This is a genomic window from Pantoea stewartii, assembly GCF_011044475.1.
GTDB classification, from domain to species: domain Bacteria; phylum Pseudomonadota; class Gammaproteobacteria; order Enterobacterales; family Enterobacteriaceae; genus Pantoea; species Pantoea stewartii.
Window position 1 is genome coordinate 703391 of record NZ_CP049115.1, and the last position, 16731, is coordinate 720121.

Here is a 16731-nt window from a genome sequence, read left to right on the forward strand (position 1 = left end):
TGATACCCGAAACAGGTACACAGCAATGTCTTAACAACCCTTTGCGTAAATAACAATAAGCGAACCCTGCACTCTTTATGAAAATTCACGCGATTAGCGAGACATTGCCCCACGCACGTTATCAGCGTTGTCCGCAATGCGATACCCTTTTTTCCTTACCAGATGTGAAATCGCATCAGTCGGCACATTGCCCCCGTTGTAATGCACAAATTGTCAGCGGCTATGACTGGTCGATGACGCGTCTGCTGGCGATGGCGGCCACCATGCTGGTCCTGATGCCGTTCGCCTTCAGCATGCCGTTGATTGATATCCGGCTGCTGGGTATGCGCATTAACGCCAGCCTGCTGGAAGGCATTGTGCAGATGACGCTACAGGGCAACGTGTTAACGGCCTCCATGGTGGCGTTCTGCACTATCGGTGCGCCCGTCACGCTTGTGGCCGGCATTGGCTACCTGGCGCTGGGCCAGCGTTTGGGCATGAATCTGCGCCCGGTTCTGCTGATGCTGGAGAAGCTGAAAGAGTGGGTCATGCTGGACATTTTCCTGATTGGCATCGCGGTGGCGTCGATTAAAGTTCAGGAATACGCCGATCTCGAAATGGGCTACGGTCTGGTGGCTTACATTGCCCTGACCGTCCTGAGCGTGATGACGCTGATTCATCTCAATATTGAGCAGCTATGGGAACACTTTTATCCGCAACAGCCTCAGGTGACGCGACGGGAGGATCTGCAGGTTTGTCTCAACTGCCATTATACCGATGTTCCCGACGCACGAGGCCGTTGCCCCCGCTGCCATACACCGCTCGACTTCCGTCGCCGTCACAGCCTGCAAAAATCCTGGGCTGCGCTCATCGCTTCCATTGTGCTGCTGATCCCGGCCAATCTGCTGCCCATTTCGGTGGTGTACCTCAATGGCTCGCGGCGGGAAGATACGATCTTCTCCGGCATTCTTTCCCTGGCATCCGGTAATATTCCGGTCGCCGCCATCGTCTTTATCGCCAGTATCTTAGTGCCCTTTACCAAGGTTCTGGTCATGCTGGCGCTGCTTCTCAGCATTCATTTTCGCTGCGAGCAAGGCCTGAAAACCCGCATCCGTCTCCTGCGTTTTGTAACCTGGGTCGGTCGCTGGTCTATGCTGGATCTGTTTGTCATTTCGTTAACCATGTCACTGGTCAATCGTGACCAGTTACTGGCTTTTACCATGGGACCTGCCGCGTTTTACTTTGGCGCGGCTGTGATCCTGACCATTATGGCCGTTGAGTGGCTGGATAGCCGCCTGCTCTGGGATGCACATGCAACAGGAAACGCCGACTACACCGACTAATGCTACGCTGCGTAATAAGCGTAAAATTTCCCCTTTTTGGCTGCTGCCCGTTATCGCCATGCTGATTGCGGGCTGGCTGCTATGGACGAATTTTCAGGAGCGCGGCACTACAATCACCATTAATTTCCAGACGGCAGATGGGATTGTGCCCGGGCGCACGCCTGTGCGCTATCAGGGCGTGGAAGTCGGTACCGTGCAGGGCATCAACCTGAGCGACGACTATCGCAAGATCCAGATCAAAGCCAGTATCAAAAGTGATATGCGTGATGCGCTGCGTGAGAATACGCAATTCTGGCTGGTGACGCCGAAAGCCTCGCTGGCCGGGGTTTCCGGCCTTGATGCGCTGGTCGGCGGTAACTACATCGGCATGATGCCGGGCGATGGTAAAGAGAGCGACACCTTCACCGCCCTGGATACGCAACCGAAATACCGTGTCAATACCGGCGAGCTGATGATCCACCTTCATGCACCGGATCTGGGCTCGCTGAATACCGGCTCACTGGTTTATTACCGCAAAATTCCGGTAGGCCGCGTGTACGACTACAGTATCAACGGTCAAAACAACGGCGTGTCAATTGACGTGCTTATCGAACGTCGCTTCGTCAACCTGGTGAAAACCAACAGCCGTTTCTGGAACGTGTCCGGCCTGAACGCCGATGTCAGCCTGAGCGGTGCCAAAGTGCAGCTGGAAAGCCTGGCGGCGCTGGTCAATGGCGCGATTGCCTTTGACTCGCCCGAAGGCGCGGAAGCCGCAAAGAGCGATCAGAATTACACCCTTTATCCTGACCTGGCTCACAGCCAGCGCGGTGTGCTGATTAGCCTCGACCTGCCCAACGGCGATAACCTGTCGGCTAACCGAACGCCGCTAATGTACCAGGGTCTGGAAGTCGGGACGCTCACCAAACTGAATCTGCAGGACGGCGGCAAAGTCACCGGCGAGATGACGGTTGATCCGTCTGTGGTCGGCCTGATGCGCGAAGGCACACGCATTGAAATGCACAGTCCGAAACTCAGCCTGACTGACACCAGCCTGAGCAGTCTGCTGACCGGCAATACCTTTGAACTGGTGCCCGGCGACGGTCCACCCGCACAGCATTTTACCGTGGTTGCGCCTGACAAAACGCTGCTACAGCAACCCAATGTGCTCACCGTAAAACTCAGCGCGCCGGAGAGCTATGGCATCGATGCGGGGCAACCGCTGATGTTATACGGTATGAAAATCGGCCAGGTCATCTCGCGCGATCTGGATGAAAATGGGGTGAATTTTGTTGTGGCAATTAATCCTGACCACCGGCAACTGGTGCACAGCGACAGTAAATTCATCGTGAACAGTCGTCTTGATGTGAAATTCGGTCTGGACGGCATGCAGGTGCTGGGAGCCAGCGCACGTGAATGGGTCGATGGTGGTATTCGTCTGGATCCCGGCAAGCGCGGCGCGCCAAAAGCCGCCTATCCGCTGTTTGCGGATGCGGAACGTGCGGAGGAAGGTATTGTGGGTGACGGTCCGTCGACCACGCTGATGCTGACCGCGAAAAGTCTGCCGGATGTTCAGGCGGGATCTGTCGTGCTGTACCGCAAGTTCCAGGTAGGCGAAATCACGAAAGTCACACCGCGCGCGGATGCGTTTGATATTGCCGTTCATATCAAACCGGAATACCGTAAGCTCCTCACCAACGAAAGTGTCTTCTGGGCGGAAGGCGGCGCACGCGTGCAGCTTAACGGCAGCGGATTAACGGTGCAGGCCTCCCCGCTGAACCGGGCTTTAAAAGGCGCGATCAGCTTTGACAACCTGACCGGGGCGAAAGTGGATAAAGGCGTAAAACGCGTGCTTTATCCGTCCGAAACGGCCGCTCGCGCGGTGGGCAGCCAGATTACCCTGCACACCTATGATGCCAGCAAACTGTCTGCGGGCATGCCGATTCGCTATCTGGGCATTAACGTGGGTCAGATCGAATCGCTGTCGCTGAGTGATGACAATAATCAGGTGGTGGCCAAAGCCGTACTTTACCCGGAATACGTGCAGAACTTCGCGCGCGTCGACAGTCGTTTCTCCGTGGTGTCGCCCGAGATTTCGGCCGCCGGGGTGAATCATCTGGAAACGATCCTGCAGCCTTACGTTAACGTTGACCCGGGTAAAGGACGCGGCGCGCGGACCTTTGAGCTGCAGGAAAGCACCATCACCGACTCGCGTTACCTCAACGGCCTGAACATCTATGTGGATGCCACCGAAGCGGGTTCTCTGTCATTAGGAACGCCGGTCCTGTTCCGGGGCGTCGAAGTCGGTACCGTGACCGGCACCTCGTTGGGTAATATGGCGGATCGCGTGCAAATCGCCCTGCGCATCAGTAAGAAATATCAGCATCTGGTACGTAATAACTCGGTGTTCTGGCTCGCCTCCGGCTATAACCTGGACTTTGGGCTGATTGGCGGTGTGGTGAAAACCGGTACCTTCCAGCAATTTATCCGCGGCGGCATTCAGTTTGCTACGCCACAGACGGTCCCGCTGGCCCCGCAGGCGAATGCGAACAAGCACTTCCTGCTGCAGGACGAACCGCCGAAAGAGTGGCGTAACTGGGGTACGGCCATTCCTGACCCGAACCAACCTTAATCCTCCCAAAACGGGCAGCCAGGCTGCCCGTTTTCTTTCCGCGTGTTACACTCCCGCCTTTGCCTCAAAGAGAACTTATCCGTGTCCGACGCCGCTTCACGTTTTCCTGCCGATTTCCTTGACCTTATGCGCCAGAGCCTGCCCGATGAGGCCAGCCTGCAGCAGTTTATCGACATCAGCCAGCAACCGTTACGCCGCAGCCTGCGAGTCAATACGTTAAAAATCAGCGTCAGCGCGTTTCTGGCCCAAACGGCTCACTACGGCTGGCAGCTTACGCCGGTGCCGTGGTGTGAAGACGGCTTCTGGATCAGCCGGGAGGATGAAAGTTTACCGTTGGGTAGCGTGGCAGAGCATCTGAGTGGCCTGTTTTATATTCAGGAAGCCAGCTCGATGCTGCCGGTGACGGCGCTGTTTGATGCCTGTCCCGATGCACAGCATGTCATGGATATGGCGGCCGCCCCCGGCTCGAAAACAACACAGATTGCTGCCCGAATGCACAACCAGGGAATTGTCCTTGCTAATGAGTTCTCTTCCAGCCGGGTAAAAGTGCTGCACGCGAACATTACCCGCTGTGGCGTGACCAATACCGCGCTGACTCACTTTGACGCCCGCGTCTTTGGGCCTGCGCTGCCGGAACAGTTCGATGCGATCCTGCTGGATGCGCCCTGCTCTGGCGAAGGCGTGATACGTAAAGATACGGATGCGCTGAAAAACTGGTCGCTTGCCAGCACCCGCGATATCGCCCAGACCCAACGCGATCTGATTGACAGCGCGTTTCATGCCCTGAAGCCCGGCGGTACGCTGGTGTATTCCACCTGCACACTCAATCCGATCGAAAACCAACAGGTTGTGGCCTGGCTGCTGGCGCGCTATCCCGCAGCCGTCGAGGTTGCGCCGCTGACGACGCTGTTTCCAGGCGCAGAACAGGCAGCCACGCCCGAAGGTTACCTGCACGTCTTTCCTCAGCTGTTTGACAGTGAAGGCTTCTTTGTCGCGCGGTTACGCAAAATCGCCTCTGTTGAGCGGCTGCCTGCGCCGACATACAAAGTCGGCAAGCTCCCGTTTACCCCCGTAAACCGCAAACTGGAAAACGATATTGTTCAGGCGGCCGCGAAGGTGGCGCTTCAGTGGGATGAGCGCCTGCAACTGTGGCAACGCGATAAAGAAATTTGGCTGTTTCCCGCCGACATCGTTCCGCTGTTAGGGCAGGTCCGTTTCTCGCGGATTGGCCTGAAACTGGCTGAAACCTTTGCGAAGGGTTATCGCTGGCAACATGAGGCCGTTGTCGCGCTGGCGTCACCGCGTCCAGCGCAGACAGTGGAACTGAATGAGGCGGAAGCGGAAGCGTGGTTTCGCGGTCGCGATATCTACCCTGAAAACCCGCCCACCGTTGATGAGATGATTGTGACCTATCAGGCTCAGCCGCTGGGGCTGGCAAAACGGGTTGGTAGCCGGATTAAAAACAGCTATCCGCGCGAACTGGTGCGCGACGGTCGGCTGTTCCGTTAAGCCGTCACATCCTGCAAGTGACACTGTCACGCATGCGGCGCTGTTTTGCTGATAGCAGCGCCAGAACCGTCGTTCAGCGCGGACGGACCTGCACAGGCGGCATGCATCGCGCCGGCGCATTCTGGCGCGATGCATGCTGATAACTCAGGCGGTGCGCGCTTTCGCCGGATGGGTCAGCAATTTGGCGGCGGGCCGGATGGGACGTCGCACTAATTCTCCCCCGCAGTTGGGACAATGCCCCTGCAGATGCTGCTCAGCGCAGGTCGCGCAGAAGGTACATTCGAACGAACAGATGCGCGCATCACGCGATGCCGCAGGCAGATCGATATCACAACGTTCACAGTTTGGGCGCAGTTCTAACATGACATTCCCCCTTGCGGTAACGGCTTTCAGCGTGGCAAAACCCATGCTGCTTGTCGAGGATTTTCATCGCCCGTAACGCTTATCCGTCAGAAGATGTGGAACCTGACGTGGCCCTGCTGCGGCTTTCATCGTCGCGCGCCTGGGTCACGTCGCCTTCGTCCTCATTCTCACCCTCGTCCTCTGCGCCCTCCTCATCACTGGTGACCATCGCCGCCTGAATCGCCTCGTCTTCCAGCACCGGGTTAAGCGCCGCGCCTAAAGGCGAGGTAGCCAGGCTGTCCGGTAACACCACGTGGGGCAAGGGTACCTCGGTAGTCGGTAACGGAAGCGGCGCTTTCTTCACATAGCTCAGCACAGCAATCAACAGGGTGCACACCGTGAAGAACAGATAAAGCATGTTACTGCCGAAAGGCTGCATCAGCGAGCCCACCAGCAACGGGCCGATACTGGCTCCGATACCAAACGCCATCAGCAGACAGGCCGTCAGTGAAACGCGCTGCTCCGCCGCCACCTGATCGTTTGCCAGCGCCACCTGCAAAGGATAGAGGGCAAACTGCACCATGCTGGCAAGAAAGGCGATGCCGAGCACCCAGTGAAATGACAGCCTGGGCAGCAACACCAGCGGCAAACAGGCCAGCGCCAGCAGCGCCGCAATATAAAACAGCAGCCGCTGACGATCGTAACGGTCGGACAGCCAGCTTAAAGGAAACTGCGATACCAGCCCGGCAAAGATCGTCAGGCTCATAAAAATACCGGTCTGCGCATCGCTGAATCCCTTGCTGCTGGCATACACCGGCGCCAGGCCATAAAAGGCGCCGACGACCATACCGGTTAATAAGGTGGTGCTGAGCAATTTAGGAATGGTGCGAAGAAAGTAGCCCAGCTCCATCGGCGCAGGTGACATCGCGCGAACATGCGTGCGCGTCGTCAGCGCAATCGGCACCAGACAGAGGGCAAAACAGAGCGCCACGATTAACAACGTCTGAAGACCAAAGTCACTTTGTAAGGTCAGCACCGCCTGACCGCTACTTAAGCCAAGGTAGGTCGCCACCATATAGAAGCCAAAGATTAGCCCACGCTGTGACGATTCCGCCTGGTCGTTAAGCCAGCTTTCCAGCACCATGTACTGGCACATCATGCACAGCCCGATGATCAGGCGCAGGAAAACCCAGAGGGGGATAAAATCTGTCAGCCCGTGTCCGATCACTGACGCCGTGATAATGCCGGCACAGGCTACATAGGCACGAATATGACCGACGCGCGCAATCAGGTTGTGACCCACCTTGCCACCGATCACCAGGCCAATATAGTTTGCCGCAATGATGGCCCCAATCAGCGCACCATTAACCTTATCATGGGCCAGACGCAGTGACACGTAGGTAGTGAGTAACCCTGAGCCCAACAGCATCAACAACGTGGTGGTGTAAAGCGGCAGAAATGTTCTGAGAATTTTTCGCATACGACTCCCTGTCCACAACAGTCATTGGTGTCCTGTAAAGTTTAAAGATAGTTGAATTTGCCCCGCTTTAGGTCGGGACAATTCCGACAGTAAACTCCCGTTGTCACGTGGACGGCAGTGATGACACATTTCCCTGTCCCCGGATGTATCGTAGGCCTCCGGCAAAACCTGACTGGCTGTGGACCATGTTTACGCGGCTGGGTTTTCCGTCAGCCATAAAAAACCCGTTAACCTGGCGGCTAACGGGCTGTGGGTTCAGGCGCTGGGGAACGTAATGTTGCTGCCCGGTGCCTCTCGATGCAGATGAATAAAGTTCAAGTGGCGCTCATACTGATCGAGTATATCGATGATCACCTGCTCTTTGCTGTAATCCATCAGGTCATTACCCTGACTGCCCTCCAGCAGGAACGTCTCCAGCCGGTAATAGGTAGATTTCCCGCTGCGCGCACGGTAGGTAAAGCCCGGAATGGAATACTGCTGTGGCCAGACCTGATAGAGGAAATCCTGCTCCTCGCCCAGCTGTACGCGCAGGTCCAGATAACCCAGAGGATGCTCCCCGTCGGCGGCCACGCGGTCCAGCGTGACGCGCGCGCCACGCAGCTCCAGCTCTTTTGCCACGTCCTCCATGGCGGGAAAGATCGTGTCATCCATCATTTTCAGGGTGTAGCGCGAGCCAGGATAGTTCATCAGACGCGACAGCCGTTTTTTCCAGGTCAGGCGGTCAGTAGCATGTGCCAGATAAGGCGCCGTATCCCGCGTCGCACTCACGCGGCGATAATCTTCCACCTTGAGCGATTTATACAGCCCTGCCATCACGAAGAAGATGACGAAACTGAACGGCAGCCCCATGATGACCGTGGTATTTTGCAGCGCCGTAATGCCGTTGGTCATCAGCATACTCAGCGTCAGGACGCCGATGGCGACCGACCAGAATATACGCAGCCAGTTCGGCGCATCACTGTTGATGTCTTTCAGTTTGGAGGTGAAATTACCCAGCACCAGCGAACCGGAATCCGCCGAGGTCACATAGAACAACATACCGGTAATGGTCGCGACGGAAGCACTCAGCTTGAAGGCCGGGTACTGCGCCAAAAGACTGTAGAAACCGCGTTCCGCATGGCCCATCACTTCCTGTGCAAAACCCGCATCGCCATGAAGGATTTCATACAGGGCCGCGTTACCGAAGACCGACAGCCACAGCAGCGTAAAGGTAAAAGGAATCACCAGCGTACCGAGCACAAACTCACGAATGGTACGGCCACGGGAGATACGTGCCAGAAACAGGCCCACGAACGGCGACCAGGCCACCCACCAGGCCCAGAAAAACAGGGTCCAGCTGTTCATCCACTCTGTTGGCCGGTCAAAGGCAAACGTATTCAGCGTCATGCCCATAAAGCGATTGATGTAATCCCCTACGTTGAGCACCAGTGCGTTAAGCAGGAAGCCGGTATTGCCAGCGAACAGGACGAACAGAATCAGGCCGAGAGCCAGCGCCACATTCAGTTCCGATAAAATACGAATGCCTTTGTCAACGCCCGACGTCACGGAAATGGTGGCAATGATCACCGACAGAATAATCAATGCCGTCTGCGCCGTTAATCCTTCCGGAATATCGAACAGGACCCTCAGCCCATAGTTTAACTGCACCACACCAATTCCCAGCGTGGTAGCGATACCAAAGATCGTCCCAATTACCGCGGCAATGTCTACGCTGTGGCCGATGGGACCGTTAATGCGTTTACCAAAAATGGGATACAGGGCGGAACGGATGGTTAAGGGCAGATTGTAGCGGTAGCTGAAATAGCCAAGGGCAATCCCCATCAGGGCGTACATTGACCAGCCGGTTAAGCCATAGTGGAACAGGGTCCAGACCATCGCCTGACGGGCCGCTTCAAGCGTTTGCCCTGTCCCTTCCGGCGGCTGCATATACTGCGAAACCGGTTCCGCCACCGAGAAAAACATCAGGTCTATCCCGATACCGGCGGCAAACAGCATTGCCGACCAGCTCAGTATGCTGAATTCCGGTTTCGACTGCTCAGGCCCGAGTTTAATGGAGCCAAAACGGGAACAGGCGATATATACCACGAACACGATATAAAGCGTGGCGGCCAACATGTAATACCAGCCAAACGCTTCGGACACCCAGTTTACCGCCCTCAGTATCCAGTTGGCGGCTTCGCTGCTGAATAAAATAGTGATGAGTGAAAAGGTCAGAATCAATCCTGCGGAGGTGTAGAACACCACGGGGTTGATTCTGTCTTTTTCACTCGCTGGTGGACTCATCATCGTTTACCTCTGGTTGTTGGCTTATCAATTTTGCAAGAGTTCAAACCGGTAAAAACATCCGGTGTCCCGAGGGGTAAGTGTTTTTTACGCTTCGTTTCCTGCCGTTACATTCTGGTCAAAACTAACGAATCTGCCACACTTACCGCTTCACTTACTCAACTTTTAAGACACAGCATCCTAACAAGGTTTCTATTTATATTGAACATCCAATCAAAAAAAGATTAAATAGGGGACTGATTTTGGGTGGGAGCGAACGCAATGCCAAAGGTAGGGATGCAGCCAATACGACGTCGACAGCTGATCGATGCGACGCTGGCAACGATAAATGACGTAGGTATTAATGATGCCACCATTGCTCAGATTGCCCGACGCGCGGGCGTGTCAACTGGCATCATCAGCCACTATTTCAAGGACAAGAACGGATTGCTGGAAGCCACGATGCGCGACGTCACCCGGCAACTACGTGAGGCAGTTGCCCGTCGCCTGCAGCCGTTAGCCAACGCCCCCGCCGAAGAACGACTGCGCGCAATCGTTGAGGGAAACTTCGACGAAAGTCAGGTCGAACGCGCAGTGATGAAAGCCTGGCTGGACTTTTGGTCAAGCAGTATGCACCAGCCTCAGCTTCAACGTCTGGAACGGGTCAGTCATCGCCGTCTTTTTTCATCGCTGGCCGTGGAGTTTCGCCGCCAGTTGCCCAGGGACAGGGCCAGGCTTGCCGCTCACGGGCTGGCCGCCATGATTGATGGCCTGTGGCTACGCGCAGCATTAAGCGGCAAGCCCTTTGACCCGACGACAGCACGGACACTGACCACTCAATTTATTCGCCAGCAGTTAGCCGGCGAACACGCGTAACGGAACCAGGAGAAATTATGTCCCGATTCACCGAACAACACCTCTACATCAATGGTACTTATGTTGCCGCGACGTCTGGAGAAACCTTCCAGACGATTAATCCGGTCAACGGCGAAGTACTGGCTGATGTCCAGATAGCCGGGCGCGAGGATGTCGATCGCGCTGTGGCGGCGGCCAGAAAAGGGCAAAAAGTCTGGGCAGCCATGACCGCCATGGAACGCTCACGCATTCTGCGTCGGGCCGTAGATATTCTGCGCGAGCGCAATGATGAGCTGGCTGAACTGGAAATGCTTGATACCGGTAAGCCGTTCAGTGAAACCGCCAGCGTCGACATCGTTACCGGTGCCGATGTGCTGGAGTATTACGCTGGGCTGATCCCTGCGCTGGAAGGCCAGCAAATTCCTCTGCGTGATACCGCGTTTGTGTATACCCGCCGTGAACCCTTAGGCGTGGTCGCCGGTATTGGCGCGTGGAATTACCCGATTCAGATTGCCCTGTGGAAATCTGCCCCGGCCCTCGCCGCAGGCAATGCCATGATTTTCAAACCCAGCGAGGTCACACCGCTGACGGCCCTGAAACTGGCTGAGATTTACACCGAAGCCGGTGTGCCGGACGGCGTTTTCAACGTGCTGCCCGGTACCGGCGCGGTTACCGGTCAACTGCTTACCGAGCATCCGGGTATCGATAAAGTATCATTTACCGGCGGTGTCGTCAGCGGCAAAAAAGTCATGGCAAATGCGGCAGGATCGACCCTGAAGGACGTCACCATGGAGCTGGGCGGCAAATCCCCGCTGATCATCTTTGATGACGCCGATCTCGATTTAGCCGCCGACATCGCCATGATGGCTAACTTCTACAGTTCCGGCCAGGTATGTACCAACGGTACCCGCGTTTTTGTCCCGGCCGCATTGCAGTCTGCGTTCGAAGCCAAAATCGTAGAACGTGTTGCCCGTATCAAAGCGGGCGATCTGCGCGATCCCGAGACGAACTTTGGTCCGCTGGTCAGCTTTAGCCACCGTGACAACGTGATGCGCTTTATTGAGTCCGGTATTGCAGAAGGTGCCCGTCTGCTGTGTGGCGGTAAACGCTTAACCGGTGACGGGTTTGATCAGGGCGCGTGGGTGGCACCAACCGTATTCAGCGACTGCCGCGACGACATGAAAATTGTCCGTGAGGAAATTTTCGGGCCGGTGATGTCGATCCTGAGTTACACCTCGGAAGAGGAAGTGATACGTCGCGCTAACGATACCGAATATGGTCTGGCCGCGGGTCTGGTGACCCGGGATCTGAATCGTGCGCACCGCGTCATTCATCAGATTGAAGCGGGCATCTGCTGGATTAACACCTGGGGTGAATCTGCCGCTGAAATGCCTGTCGGCGGTTACAAGCATTCTGGCGTCGGTCGTGAAAACGGCTTGATGACGCTGCAGAATTACACCCAGGTGAAGTCGGTTCAGGTTGAGCTGACGCGCTTTCAGTCTGTCTTTTAATCCCCTTACCTGAGGAGCGACGAATGGAATTTGATTACATTATCATTGGAGCCGGATCCGCAGGGAATGTGTTGGCCACCCGACTGACTGAAGACAGTAGCGTGAATGTACTGCTGCTGGAAGCGGGTGGGCCTGATTATCGTTTCGATTTTCGGACGCAGATGCCAGCGGCCCTGGCGTACCCTTTACAGGGAAAACGGTATAACTGGGCGTATGAAACTGAGCCTGAGCCGTATATGAACAACCGCCGCATGGAGTGTGGTCGGGGTAAAGGCCTGGGCGGTTCTTCGCTGATCAACGGCATGTGTTATATCCGGGGTAACGCGATGGATCTGGACAACTGGGCAAGCATGCCCGGCCTGGAAAACTGGAGCTATCTGGACTGTCTGCCCTACTATCGCAAGTCAGAAACGCGCGATACCGGTGCCAATGACTACCACGGCGGCGATGGTCCGGTCAGCGTGACCACGCCGAAGAAAGGCAACAACGTGCTGTTTGAAGCAATGATTCAGGCAGGCGTTCAGGCCGGCTATCCGCGCACAGATGACCTGAATGGTTATCAGCAGGAAGGCTTTGGGCCGATGGACCGCTTCGTCACGCCAGAAGGCCGACGTTCCAGCACCGCGCGCGGTTATCTTGACCAGGCGAAACGCCGACCGAACCTGAAAATCGTGACCCATGCCACCACTGACCGTATTTTGTTTGAAGGCAAGCGTGCAATTGGCGTGGAATATATGATCGGTGACAGTAATACGCTGCACACCGTTCATGCGCGACGCGAAGTGCTGCTGTGTGCGGGTGCCATTGCTTCGCCACAAATCTTACAGCGCTCGGGTGTGGGATCGTCCGAACTGTTACAGCAGTTTGACATCCCGGTCGTCCATGACCTGCCGGGCGTAGGTGAGAACCTGCAGGATCACCTTGAAATGTACCTGCAGTATGAATGCAAGGAGCCCGTCTCTCTGTATCCCGCACTGAAGTGGTGGAATCAGCCGAAGATCGGCGCAGAGTGGCTGTTTAACGGCACGGGCGTGGGTGCCAGTAACCAGTTCGAAGCGGGTGGCTTTATTCGCAGCCGTGAAGAGTTTACCTGGCCGAATATTCAGTACCACTTCCTGCCGGTAGCGATTAACTACAACGGCTCGAATGCGGTCGATGCGCACGGTTTTCAGTGTCACGTAGGCTCAATGCGTTCACCCAGCCGCGGACATGTGCGCCTGAAGTCCCGCGATCCGCGTCGCCATCCCGCAATTCTGTTCAACTATATGTCGCATGAACAAGACTGGCATGAGTTCCGTGATGCGATTCGTATCACACGTGAAATCATCAATCAGCCCGCGCTGGATAAATACCGTGGCCGTGAGATCAGCCCGGGCATTGAATGCCAGACGGACGAGGAGCTGGATGAATTCGTGCGTAACCATGGCGAAACGGCTTACCATCCTTGCGGAACCTGTAAGATGGGTAACGACGAGATGGCGGTGGTTGATGGCGAAGGCCGCGTACATGGACTGGAAGGTTTGCGCGTGGTCGATGCATCCATAATGCCATTAATTATTACGGGCAACCTGAATGCGACCACCATCATGATCGGTGAAAAAATCGCCGACTGCATCCGTGGTCGTCAACCGCTGCCGCGCAGTACCGCAGACTACTATGTTGCAGGCGATGCACCAGTGCGTAAGGCACCTGAGCGGTCAGCCTGATCGCCTCCCTGACCTTAAGCCGGACAACTGTCCGGCTTATTTCTTTTTTCTGCACTTATCACCTACATTAATCAGAATAATAAGCATGATTGCTCTGATTTATGTCAATTCAACTTACAATATCGCGCTGTGCTTTTAACGCCGGTGGTGGTATAAAGTGTGGGTGTTTATTACCGGAGGCTTTACCCGTCCACTGAAGAGAAGCAATAACGTGGATGCATTGTGAAATTATGAGCAGGATGTTCATTCCCCGTTTTACCGCCCTTTCGTTCCTCGCATTACTCAGCGTTAACGCCCTCGATCAGCACTGGCGCAGCGCGCTTTAGTCCTCTTTCCGCTCGTTTATTCCTTTCTGCCGTGGCATCACGGTGGGTTAATTACGATGCTAGTTGTGGAGAAAAAACCATGCGCGCATGGGGATTATTAGCACTCGCTATTGTTGCGGAAATCATGGGTACCCTGACCATGAAATGGTCCAGCCTGAATCAAAGCCAGAGCGGCTATCTGATTATGCTGGGCATGATTGCCTGTTCGTATATCTTCCTGAGTTTTGCCATCAAACGTATCGCACTGGGGGTCGCTTATGCCCTCTGGGAAGGTATCGGCATTATGCTGATCACGCTGTTTAGCGTGCATCTGTTTGATGAAACCGTATCGCCGCTGAAAATCTGCGGTCTGGTCACCTTGATTGTCGGCATTCTGCTGATGAAAACCGGCAGCAAGAAGGAGGCCGATCATGACCCTGCCTGATCTGATTCATTTTGCCTGGCTGGCACTGGCTGTCCTGCTGGAAATTGCCGCCAATATCATGCTCAAGTACAGCAACGGTTTTAAAAAGCCCCTGCCCGGCATCGCGTCGTTGGGCTGTGTGCTGCTGGCATTCAGTGCGCTGTCGCAGGCCGTGAAAGGTATCGATCTTTCCGTGGCTTACGCGCTCTGGGGCGGGTTTGGTCTCGTCGCCACCGTTGCTGCAGGCGGCATTCTCTTTGGTCAGCGCCTGAACCGCAAAGGCTGGGCGGGCCTGGCTCTGCTGTTGCTGGGCATGGTTATGCTGAAACTGGCCTGAGAACAGGGGACGCAGACGTCCCCTTTCCGCCCTTTACCCGTACGTCTGCAATGCCGTCCTGCCCTGCTGTTTATGAAAATACGTCCCTCTTATCCGCAGTGGCAGGCCCGTCAGAGAAAGGGGTTGACCTTTGTCATCGACAGTCACTTCTGAGCCACTCAAAGGTGTGTGTATTATCACGCAGATCGATTATTCATCATAATGTCAGAATCCTCTTACTTTTATCATTGCAGGTGGACTTGATCCGACTGTTAGGGCTTAGTGATGCCTTCGGATCCAGTATAAATAATTGATTAACGAGGTTTTACCATGTCTGCAACGCGAGGATGGTCCACGGAACTGGAAGGGTTACGGGGGATTGCTTCTCTTTGGGTACTGCTGGGACACATAAGCTTGCTTATCCATTGCCATATCACTTTACTCTCTTCTCCGGGGATTGGCGTGGATCTGTTTATCCTGCTTTCGGGCTACCTGATGGCAAAAAACTATGTCGAACGTCAGGAAAAAGAGCCGTGGCAAAGTCCGGAAACCATCAAGAAATTCTGGCTACGGCGTTTTTTTCGCATCGCCCCGCTTTACTATCTGCTGCTGGCGGTCGCGCTCATCTCTGGCCCCTGGTTTGGCGAGATGCGCGACACGATCGCACATGTTTATTCGGGCACAGCGACCGATGCCTCACGCTATGCCGATCAGTCACTCATGAATGTCGTGACGCATTTCTCTTTTCTGTTTGGCGTCCTGCCCGCCTATGGCTTTAACACCACGCTGCCCGACTGGAGTATCGGGCTGGAAATGCAGTTTTATCTGCTGTTTCCCTTTATCATGCTGGCGGTTATGCGCTTCGGTTATGCCCCGGCATTGCTGTGCATCATGGCGCTGAGCTGTGCCGGCCGTTATCTGCTGCCTGACTATTACGAAGCCTTTGAAATGCCGTCCATGATTCTGATTAAACTCAATATGTTTATTTCGGGCATGTTGCTGGCGGAGGCCGTACGGCGCAGGTCCCTGCTCTATGTGGTCTTTGCCCTTGCTGGCCCGGTGGTCAGTGTGTTTATCGGGTTAGGCGCGATCAAACTTCAGGTGGTGATGGAAGCCTTGATGATTATCGGCATGGCGGCGGTGCTGTGGCAGTATCAGGAAAACAGTCTGATGGCGCGGCTCATTCAGCTTCCACGTAAGGTGTTAAACAACCGCCTGAGTACATGGCTGGGCGATGTCTCTTTTTCCGTGTATTTGCTGCATCTGTTGATTGTGATTCCGGCTATCGCGCTGTTGCTGAAACAAACGGATATTGCTTACCAGAGTGATGTCACGCGTTTCCTGATTGTCTGTGCCGTATCTCTGCCGCTGACGTATGGCCTGGCCTCTTTGCTGTACCAGTATGTTGAGAAACCGGGCATCAGACTGGGCAAAAAAGTGCTGGCTCCCAAACCTGCCCTGTAATACCAATATGGCTCGCCGGGGCGAGCCATTTTTATCCTCACATCATAATGCATTGCCTACATCATGCTGCTTTTCCCTCACATGCTCATCCGGTGATTCCGGCATATCGGCAAGGCTACTGTACGTTTTCAGTCCTACGAGATGCGTCGGATCGTGCCTGCTGTGTACCAGGCTTTGTGCGGCAGAACCAAACGAGACAATCAAAAACATCCAGGCCACTGCTAATGATTTCCGCATTGTGCTATCCCATGCTGTGAATGGAGTCGCTATGGTGAAGAAATCAGGGTAAGGGAGTGTCTGATAAACTTAAAATTTTCGTCAATATTGTTACCTGCCTCACATATTTTCAGTGATCCAGGGACACGCATGACGGTCGCGGCCCTGTGCGGGCTCGTGATAATCGCCCCTCACACTTCAGCAAAAAGACAAGCGCGTGCCCCTTACGCATCGCAAAAACGTGCTGAGCTTAACGTTTTTCGGGTCCGGATTCGGCCCAGGCTGTGCGGCGCATCAGGGTTAGGGGGGAATCACCATTTATATTTATCTATCACCTCAAAAACACATGTTTTCCCGATGTAATACATAAATAAATTCTTTGTTTTTTCATCATTTACCCCCTTCTTCGCA

At 55.0% G+C, this 16731-nt stretch carries 13 protein-coding genes; 9 read left to right on the top strand and 4 right to left on the bottom strand.

The annotated features are described in order from the left end of the window. Nucleotides 1-77: 77 nt before the first annotated feature. The 3 genes from yebS to rsmF all read left to right on the top strand — a co-directional run bounded on the left by yebS (nt 78) and on the right by rsmF (nt 5439). Nucleotides 78-1322 carry a membrane integrity lipid transport subunit YebS gene (gene yebS / locus G5574_RS03240; RefSeq protein ID WP_033741942.1) on the top strand — a complete coding sequence of 415 codons (1245 nt, stop codon included), beginning with the start codon at nt 78-80 and terminating at the stop codon, nt 1320-1322. Beyond that, the gene (locus G5574_RS03245; RefSeq protein ID WP_164482021.1) at nt 1291-3930 is read left to right on the top strand and encodes a PqiB family protein; all 2640 of its coding nucleotides are present in this window, start codon (nt 1291-1293) and stop codon (nt 3928-3930) included. Before yebS ends, G5574_RS03245 begins: the two co-directional genes overlap by 32 nt. Nucleotides 3931-4011: 81 nt before the next feature. Next, on the top strand, nt 4012-5439 hold the full coding sequence (rsmF, locus tag G5574_RS03250; RefSeq protein ID WP_164482022.1) for a 16S rRNA (cytosine(1407)-C(5))-methyltransferase RsmF: 1428 nt from the start codon (nt 4012-4014) through the stop codon (nt 5437-5439). Between the two features lie 144 nt (nt 5440-5583). Here the strand turns inward: rsmF and G5574_RS03255 are convergent, their stop codons facing one another. The 3 genes from G5574_RS03255 to G5574_RS03265 all read right to left on the bottom strand — a co-directional run bounded on the left by G5574_RS03255 (nt 5584) and on the right by G5574_RS03265 (nt 9547). Then, complete coding sequence (locus tag G5574_RS03255; RefSeq protein ID WP_054633659.1) at nt 5584-5802, bottom strand: DUF1272 domain-containing protein; 219 nt, start codon at nt 5800-5802, stop codon at nt 5584-5586. 79 nt (nt 5803-5881) lie between these two features. Next, nucleotides 5882-7261, bottom strand: coding sequence for an MFS transporter (locus G5574_RS03260; protein WP_164482023.1), 1380 nt, complete (start codon nt 7259-7261; stop codon nt 5882-5884). 255 nt (nt 7262-7516) lie between these two features. Beyond that, nucleotides 7517-9547, bottom strand: coding sequence for a choline transporter (locus tag G5574_RS03265; RefSeq protein WP_164482024.1), 2031 nt, complete (start codon nt 9545-9547; stop codon nt 7517-7519). A 258-nt stretch (nt 9548-9805) separates the two neighbouring features. Between G5574_RS03265 and betI the strand changes: the two genes are divergently transcribed. The 6 genes from betI (at nt 9806) to G5574_RS03295 (ending at nt 16104) form a co-directional block, all read left to right on the top strand. Beyond that, nucleotides 9806-10399: a transcriptional regulator BetI gene (gene betI / locus G5574_RS03270; RefSeq protein WP_006120302.1), complete on the top strand. Its 594-nt coding sequence runs from the start codon at nt 9806-9808 to the stop codon at nt 10397-10399. A gap of 17 nt (nt 10400-10416) precedes the next feature. Beyond that, the gene (gene betB, locus G5574_RS03275) at nt 10417-11889 is read left to right on the top strand and encodes a betaine-aldehyde dehydrogenase (RefSeq protein ID WP_164482025.1); all 1473 of its coding nucleotides are present in this window, start codon (nt 10417-10419) and stop codon (nt 11887-11889) included. A gap of 23 nt (nt 11890-11912) precedes the next feature. Then, the gene (betA, locus tag G5574_RS03280; RefSeq protein WP_054633655.1) at nt 11913-13595 is read left to right on the top strand and encodes a choline dehydrogenase; all 1683 of its coding nucleotides are present in this window, start codon (nt 11913-11915) and stop codon (nt 13593-13595) included. 405 nt (nt 13596-14000) lie between these two features. Continuing rightward, nucleotides 14001-14345 carry a multidrug/spermidine efflux SMR transporter subunit MdtJ gene (gene mdtJ, locus G5574_RS03285; RefSeq protein ID WP_006120299.1) on the top strand — a complete coding sequence of 115 codons (345 nt, stop codon included), beginning with the start codon at nt 14001-14003 and terminating at the stop codon, nt 14343-14345. Further along, nucleotides 14332-14661, top strand: a complete 330-nt coding sequence (gene mdtI / locus G5574_RS03290; protein ID WP_033741950.1) for a multidrug/spermidine efflux SMR transporter subunit MdtI — start codon at nt 14332-14334, stop codon at nt 14659-14661. Before mdtJ ends, mdtI begins: the two co-directional genes overlap by 14 nt. 309 nt (nt 14662-14970) lie before the next feature. Next, nucleotides 14971-16104, top strand: a complete 1134-nt coding sequence (locus tag G5574_RS03295; RefSeq protein ID WP_058701800.1) for an acyltransferase family protein — start codon at nt 14971-14973, stop codon at nt 16102-16104. A gap of 42 nt (nt 16105-16146) precedes the next feature. Here G5574_RS03295 and G5574_RS03300 read toward each other — a convergent pair whose 3' ends face one another. Further along, nucleotides 16147-16341, bottom strand: coding sequence for a hypothetical protein (locus G5574_RS03300; RefSeq protein ID WP_164482026.1), 195 nt, complete (start codon nt 16339-16341; stop codon nt 16147-16149). Between the last annotated feature and the right edge of the window lie 390 nt (nt 16342-16731).